We start from the raw sequence: 21,453 nt of genomic DNA on the forward strand, positions 1-21,453 counted from the left end.
CCGCTCCGGCGTCCGGCGGCTACTCGGCCGCGAAGGCCGCCCGCAGCTCCTCCTTGAGCGAACGCTGGAAGGCGGTCACCAGTGCCTGCAGCACGAGCGGCTGCATGTGCGCGGACAGCGACTTCATCGCCTTGAGATGCTCCGGGTCCGACTCCCGTTCCCGGTACGGACCCCACACCTCGTCCCGGAACAGCCGGGTCAGCTCATGCGCGGCGGAGCGGGTGTGCTCCAGCAGGACCGTGCGGGCGGCGAGGATCGTCTCGTGCGCGATGGGCACGTCCAGCAGCTCCACGCCGAGCCGCAGCAGCCCCGGATCCAGCCGGTACACCCCGTCCCCCGGATCCGGCCGCTCCAGCACTCCCATCGCGGCCAGCCGGTCGATGTCCTGCTGGGCCAGCGGACGTCCCGCGCGCCGCTCCAGTTCCGCGCGGGTCGCGTCCTCCGCCGAATCGGGTGCCCAGGAGGCCACGAGCGCACGGTGGATGGCCAGATCGTGCGCGCTGAGATCGGGCGGCAGCTGTTCCAGATAGCGCTCGATCGCGGCCAGCGTCATGCCCTGGTGCTGGAGCTCCTCGATGAGCGCCAGCCGGGACAGGTGCTCGGGCCCGTAGTGCCCGACCCGGCGCGGACCGATGACCGGGGGCGGCAGCAGCCCGCGGGTGCTGTAGAAGCGCACCGTGCGCACGGTCACCCCGGCGCGTGCCGCCAGTTCGTCGACGGTGAGCTTCGGCTCCTCGCCCTCGGTCGCCATGTCTGCTCCTCGTGTCCGCCGGCGGACGGGCGACGGTGTGCGTGCGCCTCGCTCCGGTGCAACAGTATTGCTGTCTCACCAGTGATGTGAAAGAGCCCGGCTGTCAGTGCGGGACCTTAGCCTGATGCCATGTCCGAGATCACCTACGTACGCGGCGACGCGACCTCTCCCCACGGCAAGGGCGTCAAGCTGATCGTCCACGTCTGCAACGACCTCGGCGGCTGGGGCAAGGGATTCGTCCTGGCCCTCTCGCGCCGCTGGCCGGAACCCGAGGCGGCGTACCGCAGATGGCACCGGGAGCGCGCGGGCAACGACTTCGCCCTCGGCGCCGTGCAGTTCGTGCAGGTGACTCCCTACCTCTGGGTGGCGAACACCGTGGGCCAGCGAGGCATGCGCACGGGCAGCAACGGGGTCCCGGTGCGCTACGAGGCGATCGACAAGGCGCTGGGGGAGGTAGCCGGGAAGGCGGCCGAGCTGGGCGCCTCGGTCCACATGCCGCGGATCGGCTGCGGGCTGGCGGGCGGGAAGTGGTCCCGTATCGAGCCGCTGATCGAGAAGCGGCTGACCGGACGGGGCATACCGGTGACGGTGTACGACTTCGACTAAGGGCTGTCCCGCCAGGAATTGCGGGACAGCCCTTAGGGCCCCCGGCCGGAACCTGCCGGACAGCCTGGCGCCGTGCTGCGTCTGGCAGGCAGACGGGCAGGAAGGGGAGGGGTGTGGCAGTGGCCGGGGAGCGGGACGGCGGTCCTGGCACCGGTCCGACGCCGTAGGACTGCACGGCCCGCGAGAAGTTCGCCGGGACCCGCGCGCAGCCGAGGCCGCCGTACCGCCTTCCCGGCAGGGCGCCCACGGACTCCGGCGGGCCGCCTGCCCGCGTTGTCGCAGGGCTACGGGGTGAGTCCCTCCGTCACGACTTCTATGGTGGGAGCGGCAGCGGCGGAACGGGGAGGGCCCATGACGGCACGGAGCACCGACGGGACACGACTGGCTTTGGCGCTCGGTGCGACGCCGCCCTCCGACGCGCTGAGCGAGCAGATCCTGGACGCCGCACGCGAGCAGTTCATGACTTTCGGGCTGCGCCGCTCCACCGTCGACGACGTCGCCAAGCGTGCCGGGGTCTCGCGGGTGACCGTGTACCGGCGGATCGGCAACAAGGACAGCCTGGTCTCCGCCTGTCTGCTGCGCGAGTACCGCCGCTTCCTGGTGGAGGTGGACGATGCGGTGGCCGCCCTCCCGACGACGGAGGACCGGCTCGTCGAGGGCTTCGCCGCGGTTCTCCGGCACATACGTGAGCATCCGCTCATCGGCGGTCTGCTGAAGCTGGAGCCCGAGACGATGCTGCCGTTCCTGACCCTGGAGAGCGCGCCCGCCTTCCTCGCCATCCGTGCCTACCTGGCCGACCGGCTGCGCGACGCCCGGCGCGCGGAAGGCCGGCCGACGAGCGATCCGACCCCGGTCGCCGAGCTGATGGTGCGGATCACCGTCTCCTTCCTCCTCAACCCCGTCAGCTGTTTCGAGCTCGACGACGGGACCCAGGTGCGGGAGTTCGCCCGCTGCTATCTGGTGCCCCTGCTCGCGGCAGGCTAGTACCGTCGTCGGGCCCGTCCTTCTCGTCGGGCAGCGGCTCCAGCGGCCGGTTGCGCGCCCAGTGCGGTCCGAGGTCGTCGAGCCGCCAGCCGAAGGGGTACGAACGGGGCTGCGGGCGCGAGGGGAACCGGCGCGGCCGGGCCGGCAGCCGGCGTATGCACCGCGCGCGCAGGCGCAGGGCGGCCGAAGCCGAGGTCTGCGCCCACTGCGGCTGCGGCCGGAACCCCAGCGCCCTCAACAGCGGCTCGTCGAGCAGGGCGAGCGAGAATCTGGCCACCAGGGGCCGTAACGGACGCGGATACCAGCCGGCCATGACGCGGAAGGAGGCGTTCGCGACCCGTCGGTTGGCCGGGTCGTACGCGAACATCTGCTCCTCGTACGAGTCGAGGAGCCGCTCGAAGCCCTCGTAGGTGTCGGGCACGTCCGCGATGCCCATGACCGACGCCATCTTGCGGCCGACCTCCACCAGGGCCTGCACCTCCTGGGCGCACAGGGGGCGCCAGCCGAACCGGTCGATCCAGCGCTTCGGCCCTACGACGGTGGTCGCCAGGACGTAGCGGAAGTCGTCGTTCGCAATGCTGTACTTCCCGTGGATCCGGTTCAGATGACGCGCGGCCGCCCGCGCCCGCTCCGAGTCGAAGCCCTCGGCGGCCATCTCGTACCCGATCAGCACCGTGTCGTCGTACCGCTTCTGTCCGGCCCGTTCGAACTCCTGGGTCCGGTCGAGGAGCACGGAAATCCGCGGGACACCGTAGTCCCGGAGGAAGGCGACGCTCACCCCCTGCCGGTAGTCCCAGGGGAACTCGTACTGGGAGATCAGCCGAAGGATCTCGGCGTAGTCGCGCGCCGGATCCATCCGGCGTATCTCGTGCAGGCGGCTGTACCGGCCCATGATGCGCTCTCCTGTCCGTGTGCCGACTCCCTGCGGGACCGCTGGTGCGGGTTGTCGCTGTCCGGAGCGCCAACTCGTGTTCAGTGCAAGGAATATGAAGGACCGTCCGGTCGAGGGAGTCAAAGTTACAAATACTATCGACTTGTTTCACGAGTCCCGTCAACACCGCCGCCACCCTCGCCTGCGGGGAGCCTGCGGGGGTCTCCGCAGGGGCCTCTGCGGAGGGCCGTGGCGGGCCTGCCGCGGGTCTGTGGCGGGTCTCTGCGTGCGGGGCCCTTTCCGGGGGCCGGTGCGCACGACTCCGGACGCGCTCGCATACTGGATCACGCAGGGGGCCGGGCGCCGGGCCGTGAGCCCGCAGACCGCCGGGAGTGCCGCATGAGCAGCGAGAAGGCCAGGGGTGCCGATCCCGTACCGCCGCCGCCCGGCGGAGTGCTGTGGAGCCTGTCCGGTGACGTCCGGGCCCTGCTGATGCTTCCCGCGGCCCTCACCCTTCAGGTCGCCCACCCCGCGGTCGGAGCGGGTGTCGACGAACACTCCGTCTTCCGTACGGACCCGTGGGGGCGCGGGGAGCGTTCCCTGAGCTCGCTCCAACTGTGGGTGTACGGCGGCGCGGAGGCCGCCGAGGAAGGGCGCAGGCTCCGCCGGCTGCACCGCACGATCCAGGGCACCGACACCCGCGGCCGTCCCTACCACGCCCTGTCACCGGCGAACTACGCATGGGTGCACGCGACCGGCTTTCCCGTGTACCGGCACGGGGCGCGCTACCTCATCCGTCCGCTCGGCCGGGAGCAGGAGCGGGCGCTGTACCGGGAGTGGCTCCAGGTGGGGCGGGTGCTCGGGATCCACGACCGGGACATGCCGCAGACGATCGAGGAGTTCTGGCCCTACTACCGCCGCATGCTCGCGGACGAGGTCGAACGGACCGTCGTCGTCGAGGAGCTCGTCGCCACCGGCGTTCCGGTGCCGCCCCCGGACCGTGGGCCCCTGGCGCTCCGGCTGCTGCTCAGGGCCCTGTGGCCCGTCCTGCTGCCGCCGCTGGCCAGGTTCCGCAGCTTCCTCACCATCGGGCTCATGCCGCCGGACGCACGCGAGGCGATCGGCCTGGAGTGGACGGATGCGCAGGAACGCGCTCTGCGACGGTTCTGCGCCGTGGTGCGAGTGGTCGTGCCGGTGCTGCCGGAACGGATGCGGTATCTGCCGCGGGCGCGGCGCGCCCGGGCGGCCCACCGGGAAACACGACGGCGCGCGGTCCGCTGACCGGTGTCCGGCCGCCGGACGGCGGAGACATCACGCCGAGGCGCCACCGTGACGGCATCACGCCGATCCGCCGCCGCATGACGACATCACGGCAATGCGACGAGGCGATCGCGTGCCGACATCACGCCGAGGCGCGCCGGATCAGCTCGGTCGGTGTGATCACGGAATCGGCACCCGTGGTCCCGTCGTCGAGCCGCTCCATCAGCAGCCGGACCATCAACCTTCCCATTCCCACCACATCCTGACGGATCGTCGTCAGCGGGGGATCGGTGGCGTCGGCGACCGACTCCATGTCGTCGAACCCGACCAGGGCCACGTCCTGCGGTACCCGGCGGCCCTGCTCCCGCAGCACCCGCAGGGCGCCGGAGGCCATCAGGTCGTTGGCGGCGAATACGGCGTCCAGGTCCGGGCGCCGCTCCAGCAACTGCGCCATCGCCCGGGCGCCGCCCTCGGTGGTGAAGTCTCCGTCCGCGACCAGGGCGGGATCGCCGTCGGGCAACACGTCGGTGTAGCCGTCGATCCGGTCGAGCGCCGATGTCTGATCGCGTGGGCCCGCGATGTGCGCGATGTTCCGGCGGCCGAGCGAGGCCAGGTGGCGCACGGCCTCGCGGGCGCCGCCGCGGTTGTCGCAGTCCACGAAGGGGACCGCGAGCTCGGACGCCGCGCCCGGCCGCCCCGGCCGGCCGCCGTAGACGGTCGGAACCCGGAACCGCCGGATGACCGCGGGCAACTCGTCGTCGGTGTGCAGCGAGAAGGCGAGCACCCCGTCCACGTGGCCGCCGGCCAGATAGCGGGTGACCCGTTCGAAGTCCCCGCTGCCCTCCACCAGGAGCAGGACCAGCTGGGCGTCGTACACACTGAGTTCGCGGCTGATGCCGCGGATGTGCTGGGAGAAGAAGGGGTCGGAGAAGATCCGGACCTCGGGCTCGTCGATGATCACGGCGACCGCGCCGTTGCGCCGGGTCACCAGGGTCCGGGCGGCGTGGTTCGGTATGTAGCCGAGCTCCTCGACCGCCTTGCGGACCTGGTCCACCAGCGGCTGCCGCACTCCCGCACCGCCGTTCACGACCCGGGAGGCAGTCGCCCGGGAGACGCCGGCACGCGCCGCCACCGCCTCCAGCGTGGGACGCGCGTCGTGACGGGCATCGGGGGTCGGACCGGGCAAGAGACGCTCCTCGGAGGTGGGGACTGGGACGGGAGCGGCCTGGCCCGGCCGCTCAGCGCGAACCTCGACAGCCTAAGGGCTGTCACGGCCGGTCCGTGGCCGGACGTCGTCGCGGGGCGGCCGGGCCGGTCGGGAGCCCCCGCGGCCTCGTCGAAGGGCGGGAGACCGAACCCCCGCAGGGCTGTCGCGCGGGCGGCGGGCGGGGTAACTTCCGGCCATGCCGAAACGTGTGCGGAGCGCCCGCCCGACGGACGGCGGCCAGTACCCGGTGGGGAGTTCGAAGAACGGCACCCGGAGTTCGGCCGGGGCCCGCCGCAGCCGGTCCGGCCGCCCCCGCATCCGCGTCCTCGCCCTGACGGCCGTCGCCGCCGCACTCGCCGTCCCCCTGTCCACCGCGCCCTCCGAGGCGGCGCACACTCCGCCCCGTACGGGATTCGAGACCGCCAACGGGTCGCGGTGGACCGGTGCGGACGAGGAGAGGTCGTTCATCGACGCCGTCGACCGGCACAGCGGCCGGGTCTCCGTCGAGCGGATCGGCGCGACGCGACAGGGGCGCCCCCTGCGCCTGGTCCGGATCGGCGGCGGCCGTACCCCGGAGCTCACCGTCCTGCTGGTGTGCAGCCAGCACGGCGACGAGCCCGCGGGCCGTGAGGCGTGCCTGACGGCGGTCCGCGACCTGGCATACGCCACGGACCGGGCGACCCGCGCCTTCCTCTCCCGCACCGAGATCCTCGTCCTGCCCACCGCCAACCCCGACGGCCTGGCCGCCGGAACCCGGGGCAACGCCGACGGTCTGGACATCAACCGTGATCACCTCGCCCTGCGGACCGCCGAGGCCCGCGCCCTCGCCGCGGTCATCAGGGACCACTCGCCCGACGTGATCGAAGACCTCCACGAGTACGGCTCGACCCCGCCCTACTACGACAAGGACCTCTACGTCCTCTGGCCCCGCACCCTCAACGCCGACAGCCGGGTGCGCGACGCGTCCGAGCACCTGGCCGAACGCCACGTGCGCCCGGCCGCGCTGGACGCCGGATTCAGCAGCGGCCACTACGGGATATGGACCGACCCCGTGACCGGCGGCCCGCTCAAGCAGACCGCGGGCGACGGACAGGAGCGCATCCTGCGCAACACGGCGGCCGTCAAACACGCGCTCGGCCTCCTCGTCGAATCGCGCGCGGACCCGCTCTCCGCGGCCGAACGGGCCGATCCGGCGCTGGGGCAACGCCGCCGCGTGCGGTCCCAACGTGCGGCACTCCAAGCCGTTTTCGCCTACGCCGACGAGGAGCGCGACCGCATCCGCGCCGCCACCGCCCGGTCACGCGCGGCCGGATTCGCCGACCGCGGGCCGGTGTATCTCGGGGGAGCGGACAACGAGGCGGCGGAGGCCGGAGAGACCCTCGTCGACCCGCCCTGCGGCTACCGGCTCACGGCGGAGCGCTGGGCCGACGTGCGCGACGAACTGGCCCTGCACGGCGTCACGTCCCGGCCGGACGGTGACGGTGTGTACGTGCCCCTGCGGCAGTCCGCCCGGAAGCTGGTCCCGCTCCTCCTGGACCCGAGGGCGACATATCGCCTCACAAACGGTCAAGCCGATACCGCTTGTTGATCCCGGAAGATGCACACCGTGTGTGGTACTGCCTACGGAGAGCGATTTTTCAGCTTCCGCGAAAGGTGCCATTCGTGTCGCAGGACGATCAGAGAACGGGCGGCAGGGGGGATCTGTCGGTCACGGCGGATCTTCCCGGAGATCCGGGCCAGGACCGGCGCCCCACGACCGACCGGGTGGTGTTCGGAGTCGCCGCGGTCCTCACTCTCGCCTTCGTGGTCTGGGGGGCCACCGCCACCGACTCGCTGGAGGACGTGTCGGACACGCTGCTCAACGGTCTTCTCCACAACGGTGGTTGGGCGTTCATGCTGGCCGCCACCGGGTTCGTGGTCTTCGCCCTGTGGCTCGCCATCAGCCGGTACGGAAAGATCACACTCGGCCAGGAGGGTGAGGATCCGGAGTTCAGGACCGTGTCCTGGGTCGCGATGATGTTCAGCGCCGGGATGGGCATCGGCCTGATGTTCTACGGGGTCAGCGAGCCGTTGGCACACTTCACCGACCCGCCGCCCGGTACCCATCCCGCCGACGCCGCCGAGGCGTTGCAGACGGCGATGGCGACCACCCTCTTCCACTGGACGCTGCACCCCTGGGCCATCTACGCGGTGGTCGGGCTGGCCATCGCGTACAGCACCTTCCGGCGGCGCAGGCGGCAGACGATCAGCGCGGTCTTCGAACCGCTCATCGGTGCCCGCCACGCCCACGGCGGTTTCGGCCGACTGATCGACATCCTCGCCATCTTCGCCACGCTCTTCGGCTCGGCCGCCTCGCTGGGCCTGGGCGCGCTCCAGATCGGCAGCGGATTCCAGGAACTGAACTGGCAGGAGAAGACCGGCACCGGACTCCTGGTCCTGATCATCGCCGTGCTGACCGTCGCCTTCGTCGCCTCGGCGGTCTCCGGCGTGGAGAAGGGCATCCAGTGGCTCTCCAACATCAACATGGTGCTCGCCCTGATTCTCGCCGTCTTCGTGTTCATCGCGGGCCCCACGATCATCGTGCTGGATCTGCTGCCCACCTCGCTGGGCGCCTACCTCGGTGATCTGCCCCAGCTCATCGGACGCACCGAGGCGACCGGCGAAGGAAAGGTGGCCACCTGGCTGGGCAGCTGGACCGTCTTCTACTGGGCCTGGTGGATCTCCTGGACGCCCTTCGTGGGCATGTTCATCGCCCGGATCAGCCGGGGCCGGACGATCCGCCAGTTCATCGGCGGAGTCATCCTGGTGCCGAGTACCGTCAGCCTCGTCTGGTTCGCGATCTTCGGCGGAACCGCCATCAAGCTCCAGGAGGCCGGCCGGCTGAGCGGGGCGGACACCCCGGAGGCCCAGCTCTTCGGCGTCCTGGCCGAGTTCCCGATCGCCACCGTGATGAGTGTGCTGGTGATGGTTCTGGTCGGCATCTTCTTCGTCTCGGGCGCGGACGCCGCCTCCATCGTGATGGGCACCCTCTCCCAGAAGGGCATCCTCGAACCGGCCAAGTGGGTCGTCGTCTTCTGGGGCGTCGTCACCGGCGCCGTGGCGGCGATCATGCTGCTCATCGGGAACGGCAAGGGCAACGCGCTGGAAGGGCTGCAGAATCTGACCATTCTGGTGGCGGCGCCCTTCACCATCGTGATGATCGGCATGTGCGTGGCCCTGATGCGGGACCTGCGCGAGGACCCGCTGATCGTGCGCCGCGAGTTCGGCGTGGAAGCCGTCGAGTCCGCGGTGATCGAGGGGCACGCCAAGTACGACGGCGACTTCGAGATCAGGATCGGCCCCGGAGGCAGTCAGGTCACCACCGAGCGCCACGACGAGCCCGGTGGCTCCACGGCCGCGGGCGAATGACTCGTGGTCCGCACGGCCTGCGGCGGCTCAGCCCACCAGCTGGGCCGCCGCCTCCGCGCATCCCCTGGCCACCGTCACGCCCGCGCCCCCGTGCCCGTAGTTGTGCACCAGGCGCCCGCCGCCCGGGAGCGACCCGGCCTCGATCCGCACCCCGGCATCCCGCGCCGGCCGCAGTCCCACCCGGTGTCCGATGACGCGCGCCCCGGCGATCTCCGGGCGGATCCGGGCGCACCGGGCCACGATCTCCTGTGCCGTAAGGGGGTCGGGCGCGGTGCGCCAGTCGTCGGTCCCGGCCGTACCGCCGAGCACCAGCCGGCCCGGCTGAGGGAAGAAGTACGTCGTCTCGCTCGACGCCGGGTCCGCCTCGGTGAACCACTCCTCGATCCCCGGGTTCTCCACCAGGACCAGCTGACCGCGCACCGGCCGCACCCCGGGATCCGGCACCAGCTCCCGGGCGCCGAGCCCCGTGCAGTTGACCACCGTCGACGCCTGGGCGGCCGCCTCGTCGAACGAGGCGACGGTCCGCCGCTCCACCGAGCCCCCGGCCGCCCTGACCTGCTCCTCCAGCCACCCCAGGTGGACGGGCATGTCGATCAGGGGCAGGCGGCACCGCAGCCCCTCGGCGGTCTCCACGACATCGTTCAGCTGCGCCGCCCATGCCCCGAGCGCGGCCAGCCGTTCGCCCCGGTGCACGCCCGCGACGAGCCGCACACCGGTCTCCCGCGGCCGGGCGGCCAGCTCCTCGTACCACCGCAGCGTGGCCAGGGACCAGTCGCCCACCCGGTCCAGCGGCTCGATCCGGTACGGCCACCACAGGGCGCCCGCGACCGCCGATGTCGTGGCCGCGGCCGGCGCCGCTGACCAGACCCGCACCCGGTGACCGCGGTCCGCGAGCACCATCGCTGTGGTGAGGCCGCTGACCCCGCCGCCCACCACGATCACCTCAGTCACCGCTGCCCCGCCGTTCCTGCCCGCGCCGTCTTCGTTCATGGCCGGACGCTAACGGAAGTCCGCCACGTCGCGCTCACCGCGGGCCCCGGACGGGAACACCCCGCGCCCGGGGCCGGGCACCCCGAGCACGCCCGGACCTCCCCGGACGCCCGGACCGGCCTGGGCGTCCAGGGAGGTCCGGCGGCCGATTAGGATCGGCACCCTGATGACTGCCACTCTCGTCGCCAAGGACCTCGCCGCCGGACACGGCGACCGCACTCTCTTCGCCGAGCTCGACCTCGTGGTCGCGCCCGGTGACGTGATCGGTCTCGTCGGAGTCAACGGCGCCGGTAAATCGTCGCTGCTCCGGCTGCTCGCCGGTCTCGACCAGCCGGAGGAGGGCGAGCTGAGGCTCTCCCCGCCCACCGCCACGGTCGGCCACCTGCCGCAGGAACCGGAGCGCCGCCCCGACGAGACCGTGCGCGCGTTCCTGGCCCGCCGTACGGGCGTCGCCGACGCCCAGGCCGCGATGGACACCGCCACGCAGGCCCTCGTCGACGGGGCGCCCGGGTCCGACGACGCCTACTCCGAGTCGCTGGAGCGCTGGCTCGCTCTGGGGGGCGCAGACCTGGACGAGCGGGCAGAGGAGGTCGCCGCGGACCTGGGCCTCACGGTCGGGCTCGACCTGCCGATGACCGCACTCTCCGGCGGTCAGGCAGCCCGTGCGGGGCTTGCCTCGCTCCTGCTCTCGCGCTACGACGTCTTCCTGCTCGACGAGCCCACCAACGATCTCGACCTGGACGGTCTGGAACGGCTGGAACGGTACGTCGCCGGGCTGCGGGCCGGCACGGTCGTCATCAGCCACGACCGTGAGTTCCTGATGCGGACGGTCACCAAGGTCCTCGAACTCGACCTCGCCCAGCAGCAGATCAACCTGTACGGCGGTGGCTACGCGGCCTACCTGGAGGAGCGCGAGCGGGCCCGCCGGCACGCCCGTGAAGAGTTCGAGGAGTACGCGGACAAGCGCTCGGCGCTCGAAGGCCGGGCCCTGATGCAGCGGTCCTGGATGGACAAGGGCGTCAGGAACGCCCGTCGCAAGGCCGGCGACTCGGACAAGATGGCCCGCAAGTTCCGCAGCGAGTCGAGCGAGAAGCAGGCCGCGAAGGCCCGGCAGACCCAGCGCATGATCGAGCGCCTCGACGTCGTGGACGAGCCCCGCAAGGAGTGGGAGCTGCGGATGGAGATCGCCTCGGCCCCCCGCTCCGGCTCCGTCGTGGCCACCCTGCGCGAGGCGCGGGTGGTCCTCGGTGACTTCGCGTTCGGGCCGGCCTCGCTCCAGATCGACTGGGCGGACCGGGTCGCCATCACCGGCGCCAACGGAGCCGGCAAGTCGACTCTGCTCGCAGCCCTGCTCGGCCGTCTCCCGCTGGACTCGGGGCAGGCGAGCCTGGGCTCGGGTGTGGTCGTCGGCGAGGTCGACCAGGCACGGAAGCTGTTCCACGGCTCGGAGTCCCTGCTGGAGGCGTTCTGCGCGGCCGTCCCCGACACGGAACCCGCCGAGGTCCGTACGCTCCTTGCTAAGTTCGGTCTGCGTGCCGACCATGTGATGCGCCCCGCGACCACGCTCTCCCCGGGCGAACGGACGCGGTCGGCGCTCGCCCTCCTGCAAGGGCGTGGCGTCAACCTCCTGGTGCTGGACGAACCCACGAACCACCTGGACCTGCCCGCGATCGAGCAGCTGGAGTCCGCGCTCGACTCCTACACGGGGACGCTGCTGCTGGTCACGCACGACCGCCGGATGCTGGAGGCGGTCCGCACGACGCGCCGCGTCGAGGTGGCCGCGGGCCGGCTGACGGAGATCTGACGGGCGCACCCACCCGTCCTTTCTTCGCAGCCCCTCCGGCGATTGAGGAGCGGGGTCCCGGGGGCGGGGTCCCGGTTACGGGAAGGGGCGGGGCGGGGAGAAGGCCCGCCGCAGGCGCACCCCTTCCCACCCCGCCCCACGCCCGCAGGCGCTACCGCTTCTTGCCGCCTTGCTTCGGATCCAGCAGCCCCGCGCGCCGCAGCGCGTCGGCCATCGCCCCGTTCGCCGGCGCGGCGGCCGGAGCCTGGCGCGCGCCGCCGCCGTTGCCACCGCCGCCGCGTCGGTCACGGCCTTGGCCGCCCTGACCGCCGGCCTGTCCGCCACGCGCACCCGACGGGCCCTGTCCCTGTCCCTGGCCCTGCCGCTGCCGCGGCGGACGCCCGCCGCGTTCACCGGCGGTGGCGCCGGGGCCCGCCGCCGCACCGCGACCCGCACCCTCCTCGTCGTCCAGCCGCAGGGTCAACGAGATCCGCTTCCGCGGGATGTCGACCTCCATGACCTTGACCTTCACGATGTCACCCGGCTTCACGACGTCCCGGGGGTCCTTCACGAAGGTCCTCGACATCGCCGACACGTGCACCAGGCCGTCCTGATGCACCCCGATGTCCACGAACGCGCCGAACGCCGCGACGTTGGTCACGACGCCCTCCAGCACCATTCCCGAGGCCAGATCGCCGATCTTCTCGACGCCCTCCTTGAAGGTGGCCGTCTTGAAGGCCGGACGCGGGTCGCGGCCCGGCTTCTCCAGCTCCTTGAGGATGTCGGTGACGGTCGGCAGCCCGAACTTCTCGTCCACGAAGTCGTCGGCCCGGATCGACCGCAGCACGCCCGTGTTGCCGATCAGCGAGGCGACGTCACTCCCCGTCCGCTTCACCATCGCCCGGACCACCGGGTACGCCTCCGGGTGCACGCTGGACGCGTCCAGCGGGTCGTCCCCCCGGATCCGGAGAAAGCCCGCGCACTGCTCGTACGCCTTCGGGCCCAGCCGGGCCACGTCCTTGAGTCCCTTGCGCGAGCGGAACGGACCGTTGGCGTCGCGGTGGGCCACGATGTTCTCCGCGAGCCCCGACCCGATCCCGGAGACCCGTGAAAGCAGCGGTGCCGACGCGGTGTTGACGTCGACCCCGACCCCGTTCACGCAGTCCTCGACCACCGCGTCCAGCGACCGCGACAGCTTCACCTCGGACAGATCGTGCTGGTACTGCCCCACCCCGATGGACTTCGGGTCGATCTTCACCAGCTCGGCCAGGGGGTCCTGGAGGCGGCGTGCGATCGAGACGGCGCCGCGCAACGACACGTCCATGTCCGGGAGTTCCTGCGAGGCGAAGGCGGAGGCGGAGTACACGGAAGCGCCCGCCTCCGACACCATCACCTTGGTGAGCTTCAACTCCGGGTGCTTGTCGCACAGTTCACCGGCGAGCTTGTCGGTCTCGCGCGAGGCGGTGCCGTTGCCGATCGCGATCAGGTCCACGTCGTGCGCCTTCGCCAGCTGCTCCAGCTTGGCGAGCGACTGGTCCCACTTGTTGGCCGGCACATGCGGGTAGATGACATCCGTCGCGACGACCTTGCCGGTCGCGTCGACGACGGCGACCTTCACTCCCGTACGGAAGCCCGGGTCGAGCCCCAGCGTGGCCCGCGTCCCGGCCGGTGCGGCGAGCAGCAGATCGCGCAGGTTGGAAGCGAAGACGCGCACCGCCTCGTCCTCCGCCGCGGTGCGCAGCCGCAGCCGCAGATCGATCCCGAGGTGGACCAGGATCCGCGTCCGCCAGGCCCAGCGCACCGTGTCGCCCAGCCACTTGTCCCCGGGGCGCCCGCGGTCGTTCACCCCGAAGCGGCGGGCCACCATGTTCTCGTACGACGACGGTCCCGGCGTCTCGGACGGCTCCTCCGGCTCCAGGACCAGGTCGAGGACGTCCTCCTTCTCGCCCCGGAGCATCGCCAGCACCCGGTGCGAGGGCAGCGCGGTGAACGGCTCGGCGAAGTCGAAGTAGTCCGCGAACTTGGCGCCGGCCTCCTCCTTGCCGTCCCGCACCTTGGCCGTCAGCCGCCCGCGCGACCACATCCGCTCCCGCAGGCCGCCGATCAGGTCGGCGTCCTCCGAGAACCGCTCGGTGAGGATGGCGCGGGCGCCCTCCAGGGCCGCCGCGGCGTCCGCGACCCCCTTGTCCGCGTCGACGAAGGCCGCGGCCGCGGCGAGCGGGTCCGTCGACGGGTCGTCGAGCAGGCCCGAAGCGAGGGGTTCGAGACCTGCCTCACGGGCGATCTGGGCCTTGGTCCGCCGCTTCGGTTTGAACGGCAGATAGATGTCCTCCAGGCGCGCCTTCGTGTCGGCCGCCCGGATCTGCGCCTCCAGCGCCTCGTCGAGCTTGCCCTGCTCCCGTACGGATTCGAGGATCGCCGTACGGCGCTCCTCCAGCTCCCGCAGATACCGCAACCGCTCCTCGAGCGTGCGCAGCTGCGCATCGTCGAGCATCTCGGTGGCTTCCTTGCGGTAGCGCGCGATGAACGGCACGGTCGATCCGCCGTCGAGCAGCTCGACGGCCGCCTTCACCTGTCGCTCACGTACGCCGAGCTCCTCGGCGATCCTGCCTTCGATGGACGTCGTCACGGTTCTACCGACTCGCCTTCTCCTGCTGGCTGTGCTGGTCGGGCCCGGTGCCCGCCGTGCGGGCCGGTCCGGAGCCACTCGCCTGCATTCTGCCGGGTGGCCGGGCGCCGTGTCGCCCGGCCACCTCGGATATCGGCCGCCCGTTTCCGGGAGACGTCAGCCGGTCGCCTCCGCAGGGAACGCGCCGGCGGCCAGCGCGATGCCGAGGAATCCGCGGCCCAGCTCGGTCAGCCGGGCCACTCCCGCCCCGCCGAGGTGCTCGTACGGGGCCAGGTCCATCCGGTCCGTGGCCTCCTCGAGACCGGCCCGCAGCGCCGTGCCCGCTTCCGTCAACTCGCCCTCCGCGGTGAGCAGTCCGCGTTCACGCAGTCGCGCGGACGCGTCGTCCCAGTCGGTGCGCCGCCAGCCGCGGGTGGCCAGGATCCAGCGCGGCGCCATGCCCTTGCCGGTGGCGGTGTGGCTGACCAGGGCCTCGACCGGGTCGAGCCCGGCCGCGAGGAGGGCGGCGAGGTGGGCGTCGCCGCGGTGCTCGCGCAGCAGCGTCGCGGCGTGCCAGTACGCCAGGTGCGGCTCCGTCGGCACCGGCAGATCGGCGTGCGCGGCGAAGAGCGGCCGGGCGTGTCGCGTACAGCCCTCGGTGGCGCGCAGGGCCAGCTGCGCGGCCTCGGCCATCTCGGGGGAGGCGATGATCTCCTCACCGAGCAGCCGGCGCAAGGTCGAGTCGGCGGCGCGCAGCCGCGCCCCGAGGACGGTCTCGGGCGAGGCGATGTCCCAGACGGCGGGCACGTGCCTGGCCACGAGCTCGTGGTTGAAGTTGTAGAAGGTGGCGGTGACCGTGCCCGGGCCGACCGCGCCCATGGCCGCCGCGCGCGTGGCGAAGTAGGCGGCGGAGGCGTCGTCGATCCCGATCGCGCCGAACTCCTTGCCGAGGTCGGGGGAGAAGTAGAACGCGGAGTGCAGGGGGTTGAGGGCGTTGTGGCAGCGGCGTCCGGCACGGGGCGGAAGAGTACTCATGCCCGCACGTTACCGACTGGTCGGTACGTGTCGGAACCCCGGGGAGCCCGTGACGTGCACCGCAGTCGGGGATGGCAGGAAAGGCGGGGAGGCGCCCTGCCCGGGTCCGCCGGGGATGATCAGCGGATCGGGCCCGGGACGGGACGTCGTCCGGCGTCCTGGGCGGCGTGCCGCTGTGCGCACCGGGAGCCGCCTCATTCTCCGCCGGCGGGGGCGCCCGACCCGTCCGGCCAGGTGAAGCGCGGCGGACGGCGCTCCAGGAAGGCGGCGACCCCCTCCGCGGTGTCGCCGCTGCGACGTGCCTGGTCCGCCCAGTGCGCGTCCCGGTCCACGCGCCCCGCGGCGAACTCCTTGGCCGCCGCCTGGGTCAGCTGGGACCGGGACGCCAGGGTCCGTACGTACGCGTCGACCCGCTTGTCCAGCTCGCCCGCCGGCAGCACCTCGTCCACCAGGCCCGTCCGCAGCGCCCGGTCCGTCCCGATCAGCTCGCCGGAGAACAGCAGGTGCTTGGCCGTCGCCGGCCCGGTGAGCGCGACCAGCCGCCGCGTCGACGACGCGGCGTAGACGATCCCGAGCCTGGCCGGGGTGACGCCGAACGACGCCCCCTCCTCCGCGAACCGCAGATCGCAGGCGGCCGCCAGCTGGCTGCCCCCGCCCACGCAGTAGCCGCGGACCGCGGCGAGCGTCGGCCGGGGGAAGTGGGCCAGCGCCTCCTCGGCCGCCACGGCGAGCCCCTGCGGGGCGCCCGTGGGGTCGCGGAGCGAGGAGATGTCGGCGCCCGCGCAGAAGGTGTCGCCTGCGCCGGTCAGCACCAGGGCCCGCACCGAGGGATCGGCGGCCAGCCCTTCGAGCAGCACGGGCAGGGACTGCCACATGGCGGCCGTCATCGCATTGCGTTTGGCGGGGTTGGTGATGACGACGGTGGCGACGCCGTCCGTGACGGTGTGCTCCAGCCGGGGTTCCGTACGGTCCATACGCCGGATGCTATCCATGCCGTTCGAACCTATGATCAAGAAGGGGCCGCGCAGCAGGTACGCACCCCGAGGAGCTTCTGGTGGCTGATCCCGTGAAGGAGGGCAGGAAGCTCCACCGCAGTTTCAGCGGTCTGGCCCTGCTCGGTGTTCTGCTCGTCGTCGCCGGCCTGGTGGGCCTCGTCTACACGGGCGTCGCGACGCTCACCTCGATGATCCTCTTCGGCTGGCTGCTGCTCATCGGCGGCCTGGTCGGGCTGCTCCACGCGATCCAGTCGCGCGGCACCAGTTACTTCTGGCTGGGTGTGGTGGTCGCGGCGCTGAACATCGCCGCCGGAGTCGTCGTCATCCGCCACCCGCACGGCACCGCCGAGGCGCTGACCATGTTCGCCGCGCTGCTCTTCCTGACGGGCGGGGTGTTCCGCCTCGTCGGCAGCGTCGTGGTGCGCGGTCCCCAGTTCGGCTGGACGCTGCTCCAGGGCGCCTTCGGGCTGCTGCTCGGGCTGCTGGTCCTCTTCGACTGGCCGCACAGCAGCCTCTACGTGCTCGGCTGCTTCTTCTCGCTCGCCCTGCTCTTCGACGGGCTGGGGCTCATCGCGATCGGTGTCGGGGGCCGCCGGATCGTCTCGATGGTCTCGGACCGGATGGCGCCCGATGAAGGCAGGGAAGAGCTTCCGGAGGAAGGTCAGAAGCGGTCCGAAAACTGACGCACCCACACCGATTCGGTCAAAAACCGTCGATTGGGGTCGACTTCTGTTCAGTGGCACAGACCGAACCAACTACGCCCCGCACCCTGTACTCGACGTGCAGTCACCATCGAGTGGAGAGCGGGTACCGGACAATGGAGAGCCGCGGGAGTGTCCCCGCCCGGCCCGTGTCGTACGAGGGAGTCTGGCGGTTCACGGCCCCGGCCACGGACGTCTCCGTACCCCAGGCCCGGCACGCCGTACGCGATCTGCTGGAGCGCCAGGGCGTTCCCCTCGACGAGGACATCGCCCAGGGGCTGCTCCTGATCGTCTCGGAGCTGGCGACCAATGCCGTGAAGCATGCCGCGCTGCTCTCGCCGGAGCTCGCCGTCGAGGTCGCCGTGGGTGCCGACTGGATCAGGGTGTCCGTCGAGGACAACCACCCCTACCGGCCGACGGCGCTGGAGACGGACTACGCGCAGACCGGGGGGCGCGGGCTGCTGCTGGTCCGTGAGTTCACCCGCGAAGCGGGCGGGACCTGCGACGTGGAGCACACCGCAGGCGGCGGAAAGGTCATCTGGGCGACGCTGCCGCTCAGCACCCGCCTGTGACCCCTCCACGCCGGCGGTCCGCGGCTACCAGCCGGCAGCCGGTCCGGTCAGCTCCCTGATCGCCGGCCGGGCGGCGTCCAGCACGGTCATGAACCAGGCGGAGAAGGGGGCCCGGGCATGCCGCTCGGTCAGCTCCCCGGCCGTCACGAACGCCGTCTCGCCCACCTCCTCCGGATCCGGGCGCAGCCGCTCCTGGGCCATGCCCACGAAGAGGTGGTTGAACTCCTGCTCGACCAGACCCGACGCGGGATCCGGATGGTTGTAACGCACCGTCCCCGCCTCGGCCAGCAGTGAGGGCGAGATGCCCAGTTCCTCGTACGTCCGCCGGGCGGCGGCGGCGAAGGGCGCCTCGCCCGGATACGGGTGGCCGCAGCAGGTGTTGGACCAGACGCCGGGGGAGTGGTACTTGCCGAGTGCGCGGCGCTGGAGCAGCAGCCGTCCCTGCTCGTCGAAGAGGAACACGGAGAACGCCCGGTGCAGTTGGCCGGGCGCCTGGTGGGCTGCGAGCTTCTCCGCCGTCCCGATGGTGGTGCCGTTCTCGTCGACCAGTTCGAGCATGATCGCTTCTGCTGCGCCGTTCGACGAGGTGTTCGCCGCGGTGGCTGGTGTGGTCGGCATACCCATCCTTCGCTATGGTCCGGCCCCGTGCGCCGGTCCCGTCGAGTCTGCTCAAGTCTGCCGTACAAAAGCGGCTTGTCCGTACTTCGGGTCCTGGCATGTCCGGCTCCGCCGCACCGTCGGTGAGGTGCGGGGCCGGACGGTGCGTCAGACGCCGAAGGCCGCCGGATACTCAATCGTGCCCTGCGGCACAGGCGCGGAATCATCGAGGACCAGGGCCATCATCGCCTCGTCCGGCACCTCGAAGCCCGGCCGGATTCCGTACCGCGAAGCGGGCACGAAACCGAATCTCGGGTAGTACTCGGGATGGCCGAGCACCAGGACCAGCGTCTCGCCGCTCCGCCGTGCGGCATCGAGCAGGGCCCGGACCGCGGCCTGTCCGGCGCCCCTGCGCTGGTACTCCGGGAGGGTGGCCACCGGGGCGAGCGCCAGCGCGGGCGCGCCTTTGACCCGGCAGCGGGTCAGCAGGGCGCAGGCGGCGAGGGAGCCGTCGGGCGCCTCGACGACGTACGAGAGCCCGGGCAGCCAGGCCGACGGGTCCTCGCGCAGGGCGTCGACCAGATCGGCCTCTGCCTCCGTCGGGAACGCGGCGGCGTTGACGGCGTGCACGGCCGCGGTGTCGGCGGCCGTCTCGGGACGGGCCGTCCAGTGGCCGCCGGAGTGCGGATGCCGTGAACCGTGGTCGTGAGGGGATGAGTCGTTCGGGGAGTGATCGTCGTCCGTCAACGTGCGGCAACCCTTGAGTGTTTCGTACAACGCCGCCAAAACCCTACACCGTGGGCTCATCAGGCCCCGCGCCTCAGTGACAGAGCTTCGCCTCGTGCTCGGCGTGGCCACTCGGCTCCAGCTGGAAGGTGCAGTGCTCGACGTCGAAGTGGTCACCGAGGCAGCCCTGCAGTTCGTGCAGGAGCTTCTCGTGCCCGATCGAGTCGAGGAACTCCTGCTGCACCACCACATGGGCCGAGAGCACCGGCATCCCCGAGGTGATCGTCCAGGCGTGCAGGTCATGGACGTCCAGCACCCCGGGCAGGGCCGTGATGTGGTCCCGCACCTCTCCCATGTCGACTCCCGGGGGCGCCGACTCCAGCAGTACGTTCAACGTCTCGCGGAGCAGCTTCACCGTCCGCGGGACGATCATGAGCCCGATGACCAGCGAGGCGACGGGGTCCGCGGCCTGCCAGCCGGTCGCCAGGATGATGCCCGCCGAGACCAGCACGGTGACCGAGCCCAGGGCGTCCGCGAGCACCTCCAGGTAGGCACCGCGCACGTTGAGGCTGTCCTTCTGCCCGCGGACCAGCAACGACAGCGACACCATGTTCGCGACCAGGCCGACCAGGGCGAAGGCGATCGTCAGCCCGCCCCTGGTCTCGGCCGGGGTGATGAAACGCTCCACCGCCTCGAAGAGCAGATAGCCGCCCACCCCGAGCAGCAGGACGCAGTTGGCCAGCGCGGCGAGGATCTCGGCACGGGCGTAGCCGAAGGTCCGGTTCGGCCCGGCCGGCTTGTTGGCGAAATGGATCGCCAGCAGGGCCATGCCCAGCCCGAGGGCGTCGGTCGCCATGTGGGCCGCGTCGGCGATCAGCGCGAGGGAGCCCGACAGGACGCCTCCGGCGACCTCCATGACCGCCACGGCGAGGGTGATGCCCAGCGCGATCCGCAACCGCCCCTTGTACGCGGCGGCTGCCGTGCCGGTGGGCGGCGGCCCTCCGTGCGCGTGTCCGTGATCGTGCCCTGCCCCCATGGGGACGCCTCCCGGTCGTCTGCGGGCCCGGACGCGAACGGCCCGGGCACTGTCAGTGAACTACGGGTGGGGGGTATCGGGCAACACGGCACTGAACACCGTTGTCAACTGCTCTGACCTGCGGAAATGGTCGCAGGTCAGAGCAGTTGAGCTGCCCGTACGGCCGCCTGGTACCTCTCGTTCGGACCATGCCGGGCCGACCCGATCGCACGGTCCTACGGCGCGGACGTCACGGGATGGTGCAGCAGCCAGCCCTGCCAGGCCGACCCGACCATCTCCCGCACCCCGCGCCGGGCCGTCCAGCCCAGCTCACCGGACATCCGTTCGCAGGAGGCGACGGCCTTCGCTGCGTCCCCGGCCCGGCGCGGACCGATCTCCGGCTTCAGCTCGCGGCCGGTGATCTCCGCGACCAGACCGGCGAGCTCGCGCACCGAGACGCCCTCGCCGCGGCCGATGTTCACGGTCAGGTCCCCGGGACCGTCCTGCGCGGCCAGCTGCCGGGCGACGGCCAGGTGGGCGTCGGCCAGGTCCGCCACGTGGATGTAGTCGCGGATGCAGGTGCCGTCGGGGGTGGCGTAGTCGTCACCGAAGATCCGCGGCGCCTCGCCACGGGTCAGCCGGTCGAAGAACATGGGAATCACGTTCGAGACGCCCGTGTCCGACAGGTGCGGCTCGGCGGCACCGGCCACGTTGAAGTAGCGCAGGCAGCCGGTGGACAGTCCGTGGGCCTTCCCTGCGGCCCGCACCAGCCACTCGCCGGCGAGCTTGGTCTCCCCGTACGGATTGATCGGGACGCAGGGGGCGTCCTCGGTGATGAGCTCCATCTCCGGTACGCCGTAGACCGCGGCCGACGACGAGAACAGGAAGCGCCGCACCCCGGCGGCCACGACGGCCTCCAGGAGGACGTTCAGCCCGGCGACGTTCTCCCGGTAGTACAGGAGCGGCTTCTCGACGGACTCGCCGACCTGCTTCTTCGCTGCGAGATGCACCACACCGGTCACCTCGTGCTCCGCGAGCACCCGGTCCAGCAGGGCGCGGTCGGCCGCCGAGCCCCGGACCAGCGGGACGTCGTCCGGCAGCCGGTCCGGATCGCCCGCCGAGAGGTCGTCGATCACGACCACCCGCTCCCCGGCGCTTCGCATCGCCCGCACCACGTGTGCCCCGATATATCCAGCTCCGCCTGTGATCAGCCATGTCATGCCCGTCAGACTACGGCCGACCCGGGGGCTGCCCCGTACCCGTGTTTTGTCAGGCGAGGCGACCATCGACGATGATGATCGCGAACGGGACCGCATGATGCCGTTCCGCCCGGAACGGAGCCCG

General features: G+C 71.7%; 19 protein-coding genes. 8 read left to right on the plus strand and 11 right to left on the minus strand.

Features of this window, described 5'->3' with window-relative positions; translation table 11 throughout:
- Window positions 1–19: 19 nt before the first annotated feature.
- Window positions 20–751, minus strand: coding sequence for a MerR family transcriptional regulator (locus tag ACGFZA_RS12055; protein WP_385278651.1), 732 nt, complete (start codon window positions 749–751; stop codon window positions 20–22).
- 129 nt (window positions 752–880) lie between these two features.
- On the opposite strand from ACGFZA_RS12055, the gene ACGFZA_RS12060 reads away from it, so the two are divergent.
- Entirely contained in the window at window positions 881–1,357 is a 477-nt protein-coding gene (locus ACGFZA_RS12060; RefSeq protein ID WP_393678797.1) for a macro domain-containing protein, read from the plus strand.
- A 351-nt stretch (window positions 1,358–1,708) separates the two neighbouring features.
- Entirely contained in the window at window positions 1,709–2,341 is a 633-nt protein-coding gene (locus ACGFZA_RS12065; RefSeq protein ID WP_385278655.1) for a TetR/AcrR family transcriptional regulator, read from the plus strand.
- On the opposite strand, the gene ACGFZA_RS12070 is transcribed toward ACGFZA_RS12065, so the two are convergent.
- Entirely contained in the window at window positions 2,259–3,233 is a 975-nt protein-coding gene (locus ACGFZA_RS12070; protein WP_385278657.1) for an oxygenase MpaB family protein, read from the minus strand. The two genes, ACGFZA_RS12065 and ACGFZA_RS12070, sit on opposite strands and share 83 nt — an antisense overlap.
- Window positions 3,234–3,611: 378 nt before the next feature.
- Between ACGFZA_RS12070 and ACGFZA_RS12075 the strand changes: the two genes are divergently transcribed.
- Window positions 3,612–4,493 carry an oxygenase MpaB family protein gene (locus ACGFZA_RS12075; protein ID WP_393678798.1) on the plus strand — a complete coding sequence of 294 codons (882 nt, stop codon included), beginning with the start codon at window positions 3,612–3,614 and terminating at the stop codon, window positions 4,491–4,493.
- A 121-nt stretch (window positions 4,494–4,614) separates the two neighbouring features.
- On the opposite strand, the gene ACGFZA_RS12080 is transcribed toward ACGFZA_RS12075, so the two are convergent.
- A complete protein-coding gene (locus tag ACGFZA_RS12080) occupies window positions 4,615–5,658 on the minus strand; it encodes a LacI family DNA-binding transcriptional regulator (protein WP_393678799.1) in 1,044 nt (347 codons plus the stop codon).
- Window positions 5,659–5,875: 217 nt separating this feature from the next.
- Here ACGFZA_RS12080 and ACGFZA_RS12085 point away from each other — a divergent pair, with 217 nt between their 5' ends.
- Window positions 5,876–7,267, plus strand: coding sequence for a M14 family metallocarboxypeptidase (locus ACGFZA_RS12085; RefSeq protein WP_385278663.1), 1,392 nt, complete (start codon window positions 5,876–5,878; stop codon window positions 7,265–7,267).
- Window positions 7,268–7,341: 74 nt separating this feature from the next.
- Entirely contained in the window at window positions 7,342–9,087 is a 1,746-nt protein-coding gene (locus tag ACGFZA_RS12090; RefSeq protein ID WP_385278665.1) for a BCCT family transporter, read from the plus strand.
- Between the two features lie 27 nt (window positions 9,088–9,114).
- Here ACGFZA_RS12090 and ACGFZA_RS12095 read toward each other — a convergent pair whose 3' ends face one another.
- Window positions 9,115–10,077, minus strand: a complete 963-nt coding sequence (locus tag ACGFZA_RS12095) for an FAD-dependent oxidoreductase (RefSeq protein WP_393678800.1) — start codon at window positions 10,075–10,077, stop codon at window positions 9,115–9,117.
- A 166-nt stretch (window positions 10,078–10,243) separates the two neighbouring features.
- Here ACGFZA_RS12095 and ACGFZA_RS12100 point away from each other — a divergent pair, with 166 nt between their 5' ends.
- On the plus strand, window positions 10,244–11,881 hold the full coding sequence (locus tag ACGFZA_RS12100) for an ABC-F family ATP-binding cassette domain-containing protein (protein WP_385278669.1): 1,638 nt from the start codon (window positions 10,244–10,246) through the stop codon (window positions 11,879–11,881).
- Window positions 11,882–12,032: 151 nt separating this feature from the next.
- Here the strand turns inward: ACGFZA_RS12100 and ACGFZA_RS12105 are convergent, their stop codons facing one another.
- From ACGFZA_RS12105 to ACGFZA_RS12115, 3 genes are all read right to left on the minus strand, one after another.
- Window positions 12,033–14,489, minus strand: coding sequence for a Tex family protein (locus tag ACGFZA_RS12105; protein ID WP_393678801.1), 2,457 nt, complete (start codon window positions 14,487–14,489; stop codon window positions 12,033–12,035).
- Between the two features lie 156 nt (window positions 14,490–14,645).
- Window positions 14,646–15,503: a hypothetical protein gene (locus ACGFZA_RS12110; RefSeq protein WP_385278673.1), complete on the minus strand. Its 858-nt coding sequence runs from the start codon at window positions 15,501–15,503 to the stop codon at window positions 14,646–14,648.
- Between the two features lie 194 nt (window positions 15,504–15,697).
- Window positions 15,698–16,477: an enoyl-CoA hydratase/isomerase family protein gene (locus ACGFZA_RS12115; RefSeq protein ID WP_393678802.1), complete on the minus strand. Its 780-nt coding sequence runs from the start codon at window positions 16,475–16,477 to the stop codon at window positions 15,698–15,700.
- 80 nt (window positions 16,478–16,557) lie between these two features.
- On the opposite strand from ACGFZA_RS12115, the gene ACGFZA_RS12120 reads away from it, so the two are divergent.
- Window positions 16,558–17,181 (plus strand): HdeD family acid-resistance protein, encoded by a 624-nt coding sequence (locus tag ACGFZA_RS12120; RefSeq protein WP_385278677.1) that lies wholly within the window; start codon window positions 16,558–16,560, stop codon window positions 17,179–17,181.
- 134 nt (window positions 17,182–17,315) lie between these two features.
- On the plus strand, window positions 17,316–17,771 hold the full coding sequence (locus ACGFZA_RS12125) for an ATP-binding protein (RefSeq protein ID WP_393678803.1): 456 nt from the start codon (window positions 17,316–17,318) through the stop codon (window positions 17,769–17,771).
- A 24-nt stretch (window positions 17,772–17,795) separates the two neighbouring features.
- Here the strand turns inward: ACGFZA_RS12125 and idi are convergent, their stop codons facing one another.
- From idi to galE, 4 genes are all read right to left on the minus strand, one after another.
- On the minus strand, window positions 17,796–18,389 hold the full coding sequence (idi, locus tag ACGFZA_RS12130; RefSeq protein WP_385278681.1) for an isopentenyl-diphosphate Delta-isomerase: 594 nt from the start codon (window positions 18,387–18,389) through the stop codon (window positions 17,796–17,798).
- Window positions 18,390–18,536: 147 nt separating this feature from the next.
- Window positions 18,537–19,115, minus strand: a complete 579-nt coding sequence (locus ACGFZA_RS12135; protein ID WP_393678804.1) for a GNAT family N-acetyltransferase — start codon at window positions 19,113–19,115, stop codon at window positions 18,537–18,539.
- Window positions 19,116–19,188: 73 nt separating this feature from the next.
- Entirely contained in the window at window positions 19,189–20,130 is a 942-nt protein-coding gene (locus tag ACGFZA_RS12140; protein ID WP_393678805.1) for a cation diffusion facilitator family transporter, read from the minus strand.
- Between the two features lie 215 nt (window positions 20,131–20,345).
- Window positions 20,346–21,329: a UDP-glucose 4-epimerase GalE gene (galE, locus tag ACGFZA_RS12145; protein WP_385278687.1), complete on the minus strand. Its 984-nt coding sequence runs from the start codon at window positions 21,327–21,329 to the stop codon at window positions 20,346–20,348.
- Window positions 21,330–21,453: the final 124 nt, after the last annotated feature.

It is taken from the genome of Streptomyces sp. NPDC048211 (genome assembly GCF_043202315.1).
Taxonomy (GTDB): domain Bacteria; phylum Actinomycetota; class Actinomycetes; order Streptomycetales; family Streptomycetaceae; genus Streptomyces.